Source organism: Paramagnetospirillum kuznetsovii (assembly GCF_003284725.1).
In the GTDB taxonomy this organism is placed as follows: domain Bacteria; phylum Pseudomonadota; class Alphaproteobacteria; order Rhodospirillales; family Magnetospirillaceae; genus Phaeospirillum; species Phaeospirillum kuznetsovii.
Genome location: NZ_PGTO01000005.1, coordinates 61,817 through 75,132, shown reverse-complemented (window position 1 = coordinate 75,132; position 13,316 = coordinate 61,817). Strand labels below are relative to the sequence as shown.

Here is a 13,316-nt window from a genome sequence, read left to right as displayed (position 1 = left end):
ATGAAAACGAAAAGGGCCTCCCGGGGAGTCGCGGGAGGCCCTGTCGCACTGACCCGAGCAATCCTATTGCTTGGGCTGGCTTTCGTTCAATTCCCGTTCGGCCTTGAAGGCGCCGGCCGGTAATTGGTGCGCGATACCCTTGTGGCAGTCGATGCAGGTCTTGCCCTGCTGTTCCGCCTCGGAGTGCCGGTTGCGCGCCCGCAGCGATTGCCGCGTCAGGTCGAACGCCCCGAAATTATGGCAGTTGCGGCATTCGCGGGAATCCGTGGACTTCATGGCTTCCCACACATGCTTGGCCAGTTCGATGCGCTTGCCCTCGAACTTTTCGCGGGTGTCGATGGAGCCGAGAATCTTGTGCAGAATCTCGTTCGACGCCTGGATCTTGCGGATGATCTTGTAGAACCACGGCCGCGGCACATGGCAGTCGGGGCAAGTCGCCCGGACGCCTGAACGATTGGCATCGTGGATGGTGCCGCGATATTCCCGGTAAACGTTCTGCTCCATCTCGTGACAGGTCAGGCAGAAGGTCTCGGTATTGGTGATTTCCAAGGCCCAGTTGAAGCCGCCCCAGCCGACGACGCCGAGAATGACGCCGACCAGCAGCAATCCCCCCATCGACCATTTGGATGTCGGCTTGGTCAGGACAGCCCACCAGCCGCTCAACAGGCCTTTTTCCTTGGCCGGGTTGTCGTTGTTCATGCCCGGTCTCCTAGCGGAGGTTGGTGTTCAGCGTGGCGGGCTGGAACTTGTTTTCCACCAGCGGCTTGGCGTCGGCTTGCGGCACATGGCACTGCTTGCAGAAATAGCGGTTGCCGTTGACCGTGTCCTGGCGGACGCCCTGGCGGTCGATATAGTGCAGGTCCGAAATCTTCGGGGCCTTTTCCTGGTCGCTGTACGGCCATTCGTGGCAGCGCAGGCACTGATTGACCTTCACGTCGATCTCGTATTTGTCGGTGGGATGCGGCACCAGCGGCGGCTGCTGCCGATAGGCCCGTTCATGCCGATTGCCTTCCATCACCTTGTAGATGGCGGGCGGCGAATCGGCCTGATCGGCGGCGTTGGGCCGCAGCGACTTCACATCGGCGGCCACCGCCGCCACGCCGATTACCCCAATTCCCAGCGCTAGGGCCAGCGCGAGGGCGATTGCCTTGATCTTGGTCTTCACTGCGGTCACTCCCCTTCCAGAACTCTCTAAATCAATCACGCGACCTTGGCCGGTGGCCCCGCCAAATCCGCCCCAAGCCCGCCGGATGTGGCATCCGAGGGCGTGTTTTGGAAACGGGTTGCGAACCGGAACACGGTCTTTGAACACACGTCGATACAGCGACCGCAATTGGTGCAGTCGGCCGACATGATCACCGGGCCGACGCCCTTGGCCTCGCCGCGCAGCGCGGGCGCGATGACGTGGCGTTCGGGGCAGACGGCAAAACAATCCATGCAGTCGTCGCAGGCGGCGCGGCCGATGGCGGACACCCGAACCACCGCCACCCGGCCCAACAGGCCGTAGAAGGCGCCCACCGGGCAAAGGTGGGTACACCAGCCGCGCTCGGCCAGCCCAAGGTCGAACAGGAACACCGCCGAGGTCACCAGCACCGCCGAGCCCAGGGTCAGGATGGACCCCGTCACCAGCCCCCGGTGCAGGATGGTTACCGGATTGGCCAGCTCCCAGGCGATGGTGCCGGTGGCGGCCGAGGCCAGCACGATGCCGCCGAGCAGCCAGAACCGGGTGGAGCGCTGAAGCGTCAATCCCTTCTCCATCCCCAGGCGCTTGCGCAGCCAAGCGGCCAGATCGGTCACCACATTGACCGGGCAAACCCATGAGCAATAGGCCCGCCCGCCCACCAAGGCGTAGAAAGCCAGCACGATGGCGGCGCCGATCAGAGCGGTCGGAGTCATCAGATGCCCGGCCGCGAGCCCCTGCGCCACCATCAGCGGATCGGTCAGCGGCAGGATGCCGAAGGTCAGGCTGGAGGCCAGGGTTCCCTTGGCGATCCACAGACCGAACAGCGGCCCGGTCAGGAATACCGCCACCACCGCGACCTGCGACAGCCGCCGGGCCAGCAGCCATTTGTGGGATGCAAGCCACGTCATGGCTTGAACTCCTTAAAGCCGCCGTCGGGGCGCTTCTCAAGCTTATAGGTGCCGCCGGGGGACATCTCGACCCCTTCCATGCCGCGCACCTGAACCTCGGGACTGGGCTCCACCAGCGATCCGCCCGCCTTCTTCTTTTCTTCCCAGCCCAGCCGGTAATGCTTGCCCAACTGGCCCGATGCCAGCGCCTGGGGCAGCACCTTGATGGCGGCCTCGTCCAGCACGCAGGCCTTCTCGCACTTGCCGCAGCCGGTGCATTTGGCGGAATGGACAGTAGGAATGAAGAAGGCGTGCTTGGCCGTCCGGGCGTTGTGGGAGAGTTCCAGGGTGATGGCCTCGCCCATGCGCGGGCAGACCCGGTAGCAAACGTCGCAGCGCAGGCCCAGGAAGTTGAGGCAGGTCTCCTGGCCCACCAGGACGGCGACGCCCATCTTGGCGTTGTTGATATCGGTCAGCCCCTTGTCCAGTGCTCCGGTGGGGCAGGCCGCCACGCAAGGAAGGGTGACGCACATCTCGCAAGGCACGGCGCGGGCACGGAAGAACGGCGTTCCCAGCATGGGGCCGTCGCCGATGTCGGACAATTTCAAGGTGTCATAGGGGCAATCCTTGGCGCACAGCCCACACCGCACGCAAGCGGCGGCGAAATCCCGTTCCGCCAGGGCTCCCGGCGGCCGCAACGCCACCGCTTCCGCCTTGCGACGGCTGGGAATGGCAAGCAGGGCACCGAGCACGCCCACCGCGCAGGCACCACGAACCGTCCCGGCGAGCATTGCCCGCCGACCCGGATTCGTCGCACTGCCGCGTTGGGTTGCCATCACGTTTACCCCTCGTCAGGAAGTCCCCCTATCCCGTCACCCCCGCGAAAGCGGGGGTCCATGGCGATGCCGCTAAAATGCGGTCGGCATGGATTCCCGCTTTCGCGGGAATGACGGAGGAACAGGACTTCTCCTTACGCCTTCACCACCTTGACGGCGCACTTCTTGTAGTCGGTCTCCTTCGAGATCGGGCAAGTGGCGTCCAGGGTCAGCTTGTTGGCCAACTGGCTTTCGTCGAAGAACGGCAGGAAGACCAGCCCTTCCGGCGGCTTGTTGCGGCCACGGGTGTCGATGCGGGTGGTTACCTCGCCGCGTCGGCTCGACACCTTGACCACGTCGCCGTTGCGCAGGCCACGCTTGCCCGCGTCGTTGGGGTGCATGTAGAGCACGGCGTTGGGAACCGACTTGTGCAACTCGGGCACGCGCCGGGTCATGGAGCCGGAATGCCAGTGTTCCAGGACGCGGCCGGTGGACAGCCACAGGTCGTAATCCTTGTCCGGGCTTTCGGCGGCGGGCTGATAGGGCAGCGCGATGATCCAGGCCTTGCCGTCGGGCTTGCCGTAGAACTTCACGCCCTCGCCCGGCTTCACATAGGGGTCGTAGCCCTCGCGGAAGCGCCACAGGGTCTCCTTGCCGTCCACCACCGGCCAGCGCAGACCGCGCGCCTTGTGGTAGGTCTCGAACGGCGCCAGATCGTGGGCATGGCCGCGACCGAAAGCGGCGTATTCCTCGAACAGACCCTTTTGCGGATAGAAGCCGAAGGCCTTGGCCTCGTCGTTCTCGAATCCCGCCTGGATCTCGGTGGCGGGGAACTTGTCCACCTGACCGTTCTTGTAGAGCACCTCGAACAGGGTCTTGCCCTTAAGCTCGGGCTTCTTGGCGATCAGCTCCTCGGGCCAGACCTCTTCCACCTTGAAGCGCTTGGAGAACTCCATCAACTGCCACAGATCCGAACGGGCCTCGCCCGGGGCCTTGACCTGCTGACGCCAGAACTGGGTCCGGCGCTCGGCATTGCCATAGGCGCCTTCCTTTTCCATCCACATGGCGGTGGGCAGGATCAGGTCGGCGGCCAGGGCGGTGACGGTGGGATAGGGATCGGAGACCACGATGAAGTTGGCGGGATTGCGGTAGCCCGGATATCCCTCCTCGTTCATGTTGGGCGCGGTCTGCATGTTGTTGGTGCACATCACCCAATAGGCGTTCAGCTTGCCGTCCTTGAGCATGCGGTGCTGAACCACGGCGTGATAGCCGATCTTGGGGTTGAGCGTGCCCGCGGGCAGCTTCCAGATCCCCTCGGTGATCTCGCGGTGCTTGTCGTTCATCACCACCATGTCGGCGGGCAGCCGATGGGAGAAGGTGCCGACCTCGCGCGCCGTGCCGCAGGCCGAGGGCTGGCCGGTCAGCGAGAACGGGCTGTTGCCCGGCTCGGAGATCTTGCCCATCAGCAGATGCACGTTATAGATCATGTTGTTGACCCAGGTGCCGCGCGTGTGCTGGTTGAAGCCCATGGTCCAGAACGACACGACCTTGGTCTTGGGGTCGGCATAGATCTTGGCCAGGGCTTCCAGCTTGTCCACCGGCACGCCGGAAATCTTCGAGACCTTGTCGGCGGTGTACTCGGACACGAAGGCCTTGAACTCGTCGAAGGTCATGGGATCGACCTTGTCCGGCGTCGCGGCGTTGGCCTGATCCTTTTCCAGGGCGTGAGTCGGCCGCAAGCCATAGCCGATATCGGTGACGCCCTTCTTGAAGTTGACGTTCTTCTCGATGAACGCCTTGTCGTAGGCGTTCTTGGAAATGATGTAGTGGCAGATGTAGTTCAGGATCGCCAGATCGCTCTGGGGATTGAACACCATGGGCAGGTCGGCCAGTTCGAACGAGCGGTGCTCGAAGGTGGACAGCACGGCCACCTTGCAGCCCTCGTGGGTCAGGCGGCGGTCGGTGACCCGCGACCACAGGATGGGGTGCATCTCCGCCATGTTGGAGCCCCACAGCACGAAGGCGTCGGTCTGCTCGATATCGTCATAGCAGCCCATGGGCTCGTCGATGCCGAAGGTCCGCATGAAGCCCGCGACCGCCGAGGCCATGCAGTGACGCGCATTCGGGTCGAGGTTGTTGGAGCGGAAGCCGGCCTTGTACAACTTGGAGGCGGCATAGCCTTCCCAGATGGTCCACTGACCGGAGCCGAACATGCCGACGCGGGTGGCGCCGTCGGGCTTCTTCAACTGCTCCTTCCACTTCTCCGCCATGATGTCGAAGGCTTGGTCCCAGGTGATCGGCGTGAATTCGCCGTTCTTGTCGAACTTGCCGTTCTTCATGCGCAGCAGCGGCTTGGTCAGCCGGTCATCGCCATACATGATCTTGGACAGGAAATAGCCCTTGATGCAGTTCAGGCCACGGTTGACCGGCGAATCGGGATCGCCCTGGGTGGCCACCACGCGGCCGTCCTGAACGCCGACCAGAACGGCGCAGCCGGTGCCGCAGAAGCGACAGACGCCCTTATCCCAGCGGATATTGGCCTTGGCCGGTTGCGCGACGGCCGGCGTGGCGATACCGGCTGCTGCGGCGGTGGCCGCGACGGCGTTGGCCTTGATGAAGTCGCGCCTGCTGAGGCTCATGACTGGCACTCCCCTTCCTCGTCAGAATCGAAATGGTGGTAGACCAGGGCGACGGAAAGTACGCCCGGAACGTCGTGAAAACTGGTGATGGTGGACCCCGCCCAGGCGCCCTCGGCGTCTTCGACGGTGATCACCAACCTGCCGTCATCGGTCATGGTGTGGATCTCGACGCCGGGTTTGGCGGCGAGAACCTCGTTGACCTGGTGCCGGATGTCCGGCTTGACGTGAACCAGCACGCCGCAGATGTTTTCGATCTGCTGCCTGGGCTTGGCGTGCTCGCTTTCCACAAAGGTCGAAAGTCGCATGTTTGTCCTCTCACGCGCTCTGCGCCGGCGCCAGGGTCATGGCGCCCACGGGGCAGGCGGAAACGCACACACCGCAACCGGTGCAGGTCTCGGCCGAAATTTCGGGAAGAGCGCGGCCGCCCAGCAAGGGGCGAAAGCGGATGGCGCGGGGCTCGCACGGATCGCCGCACAGCCGACAAGCGGTCCCCTGGACGGAAATGCAATTGGCGTTCAGATGGGCCAACAGCGCCACCGGCTCACCCGCGCCGTCGAGCAAAGCCACCGGGGCGGCTGAACGCCGCGTCAACAATGCACGTCGGGACAAAGGCCCTGACATCGGACACGCCCTCCTCGGCAGACCGCCGGTTCTTCCACCAGCGAAAGCCGTGTGGGGAAGGTGTCACTGCATATGAAAACGCACTTTGACGTTGGTCAAAAGGACGGATGTTTGTGAGGACTTATGACCATTGGAGCGGCCGCATCTCCGACGCGACCCAGCTCAGGCGCCGGTCGGGCTCGTCGCATTTCCACGCTTGGCATGAAACTCTAGCTATGCGCCATGACGCGCATTCGCATCATCTTCTCGAAATCCCCCGCCGCGACGGGGCGCGAGTAATAAAACCCCTGAACGGTGTCACAGCCGTTGTCGCGGAGGAAGGAGACATGCGCGGCGATCTCGGCGCCCTCGGCCACCACTTCCAGGTTCAGGCCCCGCGACAGACCGATGATGGCGCGGGCGATTTCGGCGGTCTTGGGATTGGTATCCACATCGGCGATGAAGGCCCGGTCGATCTTCAGGGTGGTGATGGGAAAGCGCCCCAGATAGGACAGCGAGGAATAGCCGGTGCCGAAATCGTCGATGGACAGGCCGATGCCGAGATCGCGCAGCGCCTTCATCTTGCGCACCGCCGTATCCACGTCGTTCATCAACATGCTTTCGGTGATTTCCAGCTCCAGCCATTTGGGGTCTAGGCCGGTGCGGTCCAACACATCCACCACCGAGTCCATCAAGGTGCGGGAATGGAACTGGCGCGCCGAGACGTTGACCGAAACCTTGATGGGATTGAGGCCGAGATCCTGCCACGCCTTGTTCTGCTGGCAGGACTTCCACAACACCCAAGTCCCGATGGCTTCGATCTGGCCGCTTTCCTCGGCGATGGGAATGAAGTCGGCCGGCGAAATCATGCCCCGCTCGGGGTCCATCCAGCGGATCAATGCCTCGGCGCCGACGATCTTGTCGGCATCGGCCGAAACCTTGGGCTGGTAGAACACCACGAATTCGTCATTGGCCAGGGCCCGGCGCATACGGGTTTCCAGTTCCAGGCGGGAACGAGCCTTTCGGTTCATGTCCTTGGAGAAGAACTGGTACTGATTGCGCCCGGACGTCTTTGCGTAATGCAGCGCGTGTTCGGCGTGATTGATCAATTGGGCGCCGGAATCCGCATCCACTGGCAGAACGCTGATGCCGATGGAAAAGGTGGCGACCACCTCTTGTCCGTCCAGCAGGAACGGCTCCTTGACCGAGGCCAGGACTTTCTCGGCGACGATGACGCTGTCGTCCACATCGGCGATGGCCAGGACCAGGGCGAATTTGTCGCCTTCCAGCCGCACCGCCGTATCGGTCTCGCGCACGCATATTTTTAGGCGGCGGGCCACCTCCACCAGCAAGCGGTCACCGGCGCCATGGCCAAGGGCGTCGTTGACCAGGGTGAAGCGGTCGAGCCCCATCATCATCAGCGCCAGCGATCCGCCGATGCGATTGGCCTGTAGGACGCTCTGACCGACGCGGTCGATGAACAGGTCGCGATTGGGCAGCCCGGTCAGGGTGTCGTAACCGAAGGTTCCCGATGCATTGGCCTCGGTCGGATCCAAGGCGGAGCCCGGACGAACCATGCCGATGTAAATGGAGGGAAAAGCCGCCGTGCCGTTGACGGCCGACACGTCGACCTCGAAGTTTCGCTCGATGCCATCGCCACAGCGGGCCGGGCCGTGCCAGTGTCCGGCGGCGGCGGCACTCATGGCTTCGGCCATCAGCCGTTCGGCGATCAGGGTCGCGGGCTCCCCCTGATGGGCGACCAGAAGTTCGAACGCCTTGCCCAGTCGCTGGATACGACCATCCTCCGACGCCACGATGACGGCGTCGCGCACATTTTCCAGCAGGCTGTCGATAAGCGCGTTCAAATCAGTCATGTGTCACCTGCGCCCATTCTCCCCATCGCGGACCAAAGCGCAATCATCTTGTGGTCTTGATTGCCCACCCTATGCGATGGTTCGCCATGAACACGCCCATTCTCTATAGCGGCCTGCCGCTTGATCGCGCCCATGGCCTGCGCCGCCACGCCGACCTGGGCGCGCTGGCGCGTCTGCCCGACGCCCGTTTCAGCCTGTATTGGCGCGGCCGCCAGTTGATCCGCGGCAATCCGCCCGTCGCCGCCCTGAGCGGCGGCACGCCCCTGATCGAGCAATTGCTGGAGTTGGATGCGCCGCTGCTGCTGCTGGGCCTGGACGGCGACAGTCCGGTGCTGGCCTCCGATCTGTCCGCCCTGGATGGCGACGAGGATGGCCCGCGCCTGACGGTGGAGGGCCGCTGGGTCTTGCTGCGTTCCGTCGGGGGGCTGCTGCCCGCCGCCGACGCCGCTCTGCTGGCCTATGCGCGGGGAATGCTGATCTGGCGCGAGAAGACGCGGTTTTGCAGCGTCTGCGGAACGCGCCTGAGCATCGCCGATGGCGGCCATTCGGCCAAATGCACCGACGAGGCTTGTGCCGCCCTGCATTTTCCGCGCACCGACCCCGCCATCATCATGCTGGTCACCGACCCCGACGGCCGCGCCCTGCTGGGCCGCCAGCCGGTCTGGGCGCCCGGCATGTATTCATGCCTCGCCGGTTTCGTCGAGCCGGGTGAATCGCTGGAAGAAGCGGTCGGGCGCGAGGTCTGGGAAGAGGCCGGGGTTCGAATCAGCTCGGCGCGGTATTTCGCCAGCCAGCCCTGGCCGTTTCCCTCTTCGCTGATGGTGGGCTTCCACGCCGAGGCCCCCCATTGCGAGCCCCATCCCGATCTGCACGAAATCGAGGATGTCCGCTGGTTCACCCGCCAGCAGATAAGGCAATTCGGCGAACGCGAGGCGCCGAGTCCCGACGGGCTGTTCCTGCCCAGCCGGGACTCCATTTCCAGGGCGCTGATCGAGGACTGGCTGGGCGGATAAGTGCGGCCGGGATGCCCGCGCTCCACATTGGGAGCGCGGCCGTCCCGGCCGCATGCCTTACTTCCCGTCATGCTCCGCGTGATAGGCGGAGACGCGTTCCACCTCGTTCCTGGAGCCCAGGATCACCGGCACCCGCTGATGCAGATTGGCGGGCTGCACCTCCATGATGCGGCCACGGCCGGTGGTGGCGGCGCCACCCGCTTGCTCGATGATGAAGGCCATGGGATTGGCTTCGTACATCAGGCGCAGCTTGCCGCCCTTCTTGATGTTCTCGGAATCGGCGGGATACATGAAGATGCCGCCGCGCACCAGGATGCGATGCACCTCGGCCACCATGGAGGCGACCCAGCGCATGTTGAAATCCTTGCCCAGGGGGCCTTCCTTGCCCGCTTGGCATTCATCGATATAGCGCTTCACCGGCGCTTCCCAGAAGCGGGCGCGCGAAGCGTTGATGGCGAATTCATTGGTATCGGCGGGAATGGTCATGTTGGGATGGGTCAGCATGAACATGCCGACATTGTTGTCCAGGGTGAAGCCGTTGACGCCGTTGCCGGTGGTCAGGACCATCATGGTCGACGAACCATAGAGCGCGTAACCGGCGGCCACCTGTTCGACGCCTTTGCGCAGGAAGGCGGCCTCGGCGATGGTGCTGGCGCCCGGGGGCAGCTTCAAGATGGAAAAGATGCTGCCGACAGAGATGTTGACGTCGATATTGCTGGACCCGTCCAATGGGTCGAACAGCAGCAGATACTTGCCGTCGGCGGCGCCGGTGACGGGATGAATATCTTCCAATTCCTCCGACGCCATTCCGGCGTAATTGCCACCCAGGGCATTCATATGCATGAAGATGTCGTTGGCCAGCACGTCCAGCTTCTTCTGGTCCTCGCCTTGGACATTTTCCGAACCGGCGAGACCGTGATTGCCCGCCAGCGCGCCGCGATTGACTTCATGGGCGATCATCTTGCAGGCAAAGATGATGTCGGTCATCAAGGCGGTGAACGAACCCGACCCACCCAGGCGCCGCTGCTCCTCGAGCAAAAAATGGGTCATGGTGATGCGCGTATAGGGCATGACGTTCCTCTCCTCGATCAGCGGGGTTTTCCCCGTTCATTTGGTGTGGATCAGTGTTAGCCGATCCACCCGGTGGAATGCAATGCGTCACGCGCATTGCACCCCGGCGGCCTTGCCACTAGCATTCCGTCCCGACACCAACAGGAGATCAGGATGACGTCCCCTCTGTCCGCCGCCGATGAAGCCCGCATTCACCACTTGGTCGCCGTGTTCCGGTCCATCGGCGAGGAGCGGATGAAGGATCTGGGGCTCTACAATCCCGATTTGCAGGTCGAGGCGGTTGGCTTTCGCCGCTGGGAAGGTTGGCTGGCGGGAGTCCTGGTGACACCGTGGTTCATGAATTTCCTGCTGCTGCCCTCCGATGATCCCGCCACCAGCCTGGACGGTGTCGCGGTGGGCTCGCGCCGCCGGATCGCCATGCCCAAGGGCGAGGTCATCTTCCTGGTGGGCGATGGCGAGGAACTGGGCCTTTATCTGTCCAACTCCATCATCTCGCCCATGGGCCAGTTCGCCGATCATCCGTCCGCCTCCACCGCCGCCTGGGCCGCCGTCGGGCCTTACTTCCTGGAACCCGGCCAGCAACCGGACTCCGAGTGCGGGTTCGGCTGGGGCGTCAACAAGGGGGCATGATCACGGCATGCATCGTCATCCCCGCGAAAGCGGGGATCCATGGTTGGAGCAAGTGATGCGAACCAGTAGAAGACCTGCTGGCGTCCACATGGATTCCCGTTTTCGCGGGAATGACGATCTTGTTTTTGGAATCATCGCCATCTTCCTCCTCCACGCCTTCCCCGCCCAGGCGGCCGAGGAGTATGTCCCCTGCCCCGTCTGTCCGCCCATGGTGGTGGTGCCGGACGGGCAGTTTGTCATGGGCGACGCCAAATCCCATATCGCCAACGAGAAACCGGAAGTGGCGGTCACCATTTCCCGCCGCTTCGCCCTGGGTCGCACCGAGGTCAGCTTCGACCAGTGGCAGGCCTGCGTCGATGACAAGGCCTGTCCCGGCGGCCAGGACGACCACGGCTGGGGACGCGGCGCGCGGCCGGTGATCAATATCGGCTGGGCCGACGCCAATGCCTACACGGACTGGGTGGCCAAGCGATCCGGCCTCGTCTGCCGCCTGCCCTCGGAGGCGGAATGGGAATACGCCGCCCGCGCCGGCACCCGCACCGCCTTTTGGTGGGGCGACGCGCCGGGCAACGGCAAGGCCAATTGCCGCGATTGCCTGGGGGACAAGGACCACCCCTACGGCACCAAGCCGGTGGGAAGCCTGCCTCCCAATCCCTGGGGTCTGCACGAGATGAACGGCAATGTGTGGGAATGGACGGCGGACTGCTGGACGCCCGACCATTCCACCGCCGCCGCCCCGGCCAGTTGCGGCGACAAGGTGGTCAAGGGCGGCTCGTGGTACTATTTCTCTCCCATGTCGCGCGCCGCCGCCCGCGCCAAGAACGACGCCAGGACGGCCAGTTATAACATCGGCCTTAGGGTTCTCTGCGAGTTGCCATGATCGAAAAGAAGCCGCGCCGCCTGTGGACCATCGTGTTGGTGCCCTTCGCCGTCGCCCTGATGCTGCTGGAAGAGTATCTGTGGCGAGAGCTGAAGGCGCTGATGGCCCGGATCGGCCGCCTGCCGCTGGTGGCCCGGCTGGAGGCCCATATCGCCGCCCTGCCGCCGCTGTGGGCCGCCGCCCTGTTCGTGGTGCCGGGCGCCCTGATGTTGCCGTTCAAGCTGACCGCCATCTGGGCCATGGCCCACGGCCATGTGGTCTGGGGAGTCTTGGTCCTACTGACGGCGAAGCTGACGGGAACCGCGCTGTTCGCCCGCCTCTACACCCTGTGCCGGCCCGCGCTCATGACGGTGGGGTGGTTCGTCAAGCTTCACGACGCCCTGACACGGGCCAAGACCTGGGCGCATGCCAAGCTGGAAAGCTGGGTCATGTGGCGGATGGCGCGCCGGGCCATGTCCCGGCTGCGCCAACGGATCGTCGACCTGTGGAGCGCGGGCGTGCCGCCCGCCGGATAATTTGCGGGCGGGACGCCTGCGCTCCCCGCACTCCTATTCGATCAGGCCGCGCCGGATGGCATAGGCCGCCAGTTCGGCGGAATTGTGCAGGTCCAGCTTCTGCATGATCTTGGTCCGGTGGGTCTCCACCGTCTTGATGGCGATGCCCAGCTCATCGGCGATCTCGCGATTCTTTTGACCCTGGGCGATCAGCCGCAACACCTGGCGTTCGCGGGCGGTGAGCGATCCGCCACCCGCATCGGCGCCTTCCAGATATTCCTTGACCAGATCGGCCGACAGGCCCGGCCCCAGATAGGTCTTGCCCGAACACACCGCCGTCACGGCGGTCATGAGTTCGCCGTGACCAAGCTTTTTCAGCGCGTAGCCATCGGCCCCGGCGGCCAAAGCCTCGGCGACCCGACGTTCGCAATTGGCGATGGTGAGCACCAGCACCTTGACCTGTGGCGTCTGCTTCTTGATGCGGCGCGTCGCTTCGACCCCGTCAAGCTCCGGCATGGACAAATCCATCAGCACCACGTCCGGCAGCAGGGTTTGGGCCATGGCGACGGCGCCCTTGCCGTTCTCCGCCTGCCCGACAACGCAGACATCATCCGTGGCCAGCAACGCCACCAACCCCTGGCGGACCAATTCTTGGTCCTCCGCAATCACGATTCGCACCGTCACCGTCAATCTCCTCCGCCCACCGGAATCCATGCGCCTTGACGCGTATTCCATCCGTCAAATTTGACGAAAATTTTCCCCAATGCGCAAGTTACTGCCGCAAACGCCTTCGGCGGTCTATGATGCAGTTCACACTTCTCGGCCAAACGGAACCGTGCCCCATGAAAATCGCAGTCGCCGTCTCCAACGATTTCCGAAAGGTGACCGGCCATGCCGGCCGCGCCCGGAAATGGCTGGTCTTCGAGGCCGATGGCGCCGCAATCGCGCCCGCGCCCGCTCGGGTGGAGCTTGAAGCCGAGCAGGTCTTTCACCATTTCGACGACAAGGGGCCGCACCCCCTGGACGGAATCGTCGCGGTGATTGCCATTTCGGCGGGCGACGGCTTCGTCAAGCATATGGCCAAGCGCGGCGTCGAGGTGGCGCAAACCGCCGAGACCAATCCGGCAAAGGCGGCTGCGGACTATCTCGCCCAGTGTCTGGCGGCGCCGAAGCCCCGGCCCATCGGCGCGCTGATCTGCAAGACGCTGGACCTGTTCTCGAAGCATTAGA

General features: G+C 64.1%; 15 protein-coding genes. 5 read left to right on the top strand and 10 right to left on the bottom strand.

Annotated elements, in window-relative coordinates; translation table 11 throughout:
- Nucleotides 1–63: 63 nt before the first annotated feature.
- The 8 genes from CU669_RS08870 to CU669_RS08835 form a co-directional block, all read right to left on the bottom strand.
- Nucleotides 64–699 (bottom strand): NapC/NirT family cytochrome c, encoded by a 636-nt coding sequence (locus tag CU669_RS08870; RefSeq protein WP_112143836.1) that lies wholly within the window; start codon nt 697–699, stop codon nt 64–66.
- Between the two features lie 10 nt (nt 700–709).
- Complete coding sequence (locus CU669_RS08865) at nt 710–1,174, bottom strand: nitrate reductase cytochrome c-type subunit (RefSeq protein WP_239988622.1); 465 nt, start codon at nt 1,172–1,174, stop codon at nt 710–712.
- 26 nt (nt 1,175–1,200) lie between these two features.
- Entirely contained in the window at nt 1,201–2,091 is an 891-nt protein-coding gene (gene napH / locus CU669_RS08860; RefSeq protein WP_112143832.1) for a quinol dehydrogenase ferredoxin subunit NapH, read from the bottom strand.
- Entirely contained in the window at nt 2,088–2,906 is an 819-nt protein-coding gene (napG, locus tag CU669_RS08855) for a ferredoxin-type protein NapG (protein ID WP_112143830.1), read from the bottom strand. The genes napH and napG overlap by 4 nt, the downstream gene beginning before the upstream one ends.
- A 134-nt stretch (nt 2,907–3,040) precedes the next feature.
- Complete coding sequence (gene napA, locus CU669_RS08850) at nt 3,041–5,524, bottom strand: nitrate reductase catalytic subunit NapA (RefSeq protein WP_112143828.1); 2,484 nt, start codon at nt 5,522–5,524, stop codon at nt 3,041–3,043.
- The gene (locus tag CU669_RS08845) at nt 5,521–5,829 is read right to left on the bottom strand and encodes a chaperone NapD (RefSeq protein WP_112143826.1); all 309 of its coding nucleotides are present in this window, start codon (nt 5,827–5,829) and stop codon (nt 5,521–5,523) included. Before CU669_RS08845 ends, napA begins: the two co-directional genes overlap by 4 nt.
- Nucleotides 5,830–5,839: 10 nt before the next feature.
- Nucleotides 5,840–6,115 carry a 4Fe-4S dicluster domain-containing protein gene (locus CU669_RS08840; RefSeq protein ID WP_239988621.1) on the bottom strand — a complete coding sequence of 92 codons (276 nt, stop codon included), beginning with the start codon at nt 6,113–6,115 and terminating at the stop codon, nt 5,840–5,842.
- A gap of 239 nt (nt 6,116–6,354) precedes the next feature.
- A complete protein-coding gene (locus tag CU669_RS08835; RefSeq protein WP_112143823.1) occupies nt 6,355–7,998 on the bottom strand; it encodes a putative bifunctional diguanylate cyclase/phosphodiesterase in 1,644 nt (547 codons plus the stop codon).
- An 86-nt stretch (nt 7,999–8,084) separates the two neighbouring features.
- Here CU669_RS08835 and nudC point away from each other — a divergent pair, with 86 nt between their 5' ends.
- Nucleotides 8,085–9,011, top strand: a complete 927-nt coding sequence (nudC, locus tag CU669_RS08830; protein ID WP_112144092.1) for an NAD(+) diphosphatase — start codon at nt 8,085–8,087, stop codon at nt 9,009–9,011.
- A gap of 57 nt (nt 9,012–9,068) precedes the next feature.
- Here nudC and CU669_RS08825 read toward each other — a convergent pair whose 3' ends face one another.
- Complete coding sequence (locus CU669_RS08825) at nt 9,069–10,082, bottom strand: class 1 fructose-bisphosphatase (RefSeq protein WP_112143821.1); 1,014 nt, start codon at nt 10,080–10,082, stop codon at nt 9,069–9,071.
- Between the two features lie 153 nt (nt 10,083–10,235).
- On the opposite strand from CU669_RS08825, the gene hybE reads away from it, so the two are divergent.
- From hybE to CU669_RS08810, 3 genes are read left to right on the top strand one after another with little or no spacing between them, the layout of a single operon-like run.
- Complete coding sequence (gene hybE / locus CU669_RS08820; RefSeq protein ID WP_112143819.1) at nt 10,236–10,712, top strand: [NiFe]-hydrogenase assembly chaperone HybE; 477 nt, start codon at nt 10,236–10,238, stop codon at nt 10,710–10,712.
- A gap of 55 nt (nt 10,713–10,767) precedes the next feature.
- Nucleotides 10,768–11,592, top strand: a complete 825-nt coding sequence (locus tag CU669_RS08815) for a formylglycine-generating enzyme family protein (RefSeq protein ID WP_239988620.1) — start codon at nt 10,768–10,770, stop codon at nt 11,590–11,592.
- Nucleotides 11,589–12,107, top strand: a complete 519-nt coding sequence (locus CU669_RS08810; protein ID WP_112143815.1) for a hypothetical protein — start codon at nt 11,589–11,591, stop codon at nt 12,105–12,107. Before CU669_RS08815 ends, CU669_RS08810 begins: the two co-directional genes overlap by 4 nt.
- A gap of 33 nt (nt 12,108–12,140) precedes the next feature.
- On the opposite strand, the gene CU669_RS08805 is transcribed toward CU669_RS08810, so the two are convergent.
- Nucleotides 12,141–12,770 (bottom strand): response regulator, encoded by a 630-nt coding sequence (locus CU669_RS08805; protein WP_112144090.1) that lies wholly within the window; start codon nt 12,768–12,770, stop codon nt 12,141–12,143.
- 158 nt (nt 12,771–12,928) lie between these two features.
- Here CU669_RS08805 and CU669_RS08800 point away from each other — a divergent pair, with 158 nt between their 5' ends.
- Nucleotides 12,929–13,315 (top strand): NifB/NifX family molybdenum-iron cluster-binding protein, encoded by a 387-nt coding sequence (locus tag CU669_RS08800; RefSeq protein WP_112143813.1) that lies wholly within the window; start codon nt 12,929–12,931, stop codon nt 13,313–13,315.
- Nucleotide 13,316 lies beyond the last annotated feature (1 nt).

Coding starts and splice junctions, on each gene's coding strand:
- CU669_RS08870 (WP_112143836.1), bottom strand. CDS start 699: ATGAACAACGACAACCCGGCCAAGGAAAAAGGCCTGTTGAGCGGCTGG.
- napH (WP_112143832.1), bottom strand. CDS start 2,091: ATGACGTGGCTTGCATCCCACAAATGGCTGCTGGCCCGGCGGCTGTCG.
- napG (WP_112143830.1), bottom strand. CDS start 2,906: ATGGCAACCCAACGCGGCAGTGCGACGAATCCGGGTCGGCGGGCAATG.
- napA (WP_112143828.1), bottom strand. CDS start 5,524: ATGAGCCTCAGCAGGCGCGACTTCATCAAGGCCAACGCCGTCGCGGCC.
- CU669_RS08845 (WP_112143826.1), bottom strand. CDS start 5,829: ATGCGACTTTCGACCTTTGTGGAAAGCGAGCACGCCAAGCCCAGGCAG.
- CU669_RS08835 (WP_112143823.1), bottom strand. CDS start 7,998: ATGACTGATTTGAACGCGCTTATCGACAGCCTGCTGGAAAATGTGCGC.
- nudC (WP_112144092.1), top strand. CDS start 8,085: ATGAACACGCCCATTCTCTATAGCGGCCTGCCGCTTGATCGCGCCCAT.
- CU669_RS08825 (WP_112143821.1), bottom strand. CDS start 10,082: ATGCCCTATACGCGCATCACCATGACCCATTTTTTGCTCGAGGAGCAG.
- hybE (WP_112143819.1), top strand. CDS start 10,236: ATGACGTCCCCTCTGTCCGCCGCCGATGAAGCCCGCATTCACCACTTG.
- CU669_RS08815 (WP_239988620.1), top strand. CDS start 10,768: ATGCGAACCAGTAGAAGACCTGCTGGCGTCCACATGGATTCCCGTTTT.
- CU669_RS08810 (WP_112143815.1), top strand. CDS start 11,589: ATGATCGAAAAGAAGCCGCGCCGCCTGTGGACCATCGTGTTGGTGCCC.
- CU669_RS08800 (WP_112143813.1), top strand. CDS start 12,929: ATGAAAATCGCAGTCGCCGTCTCCAACGATTTCCGAAAGGTGACCGGC.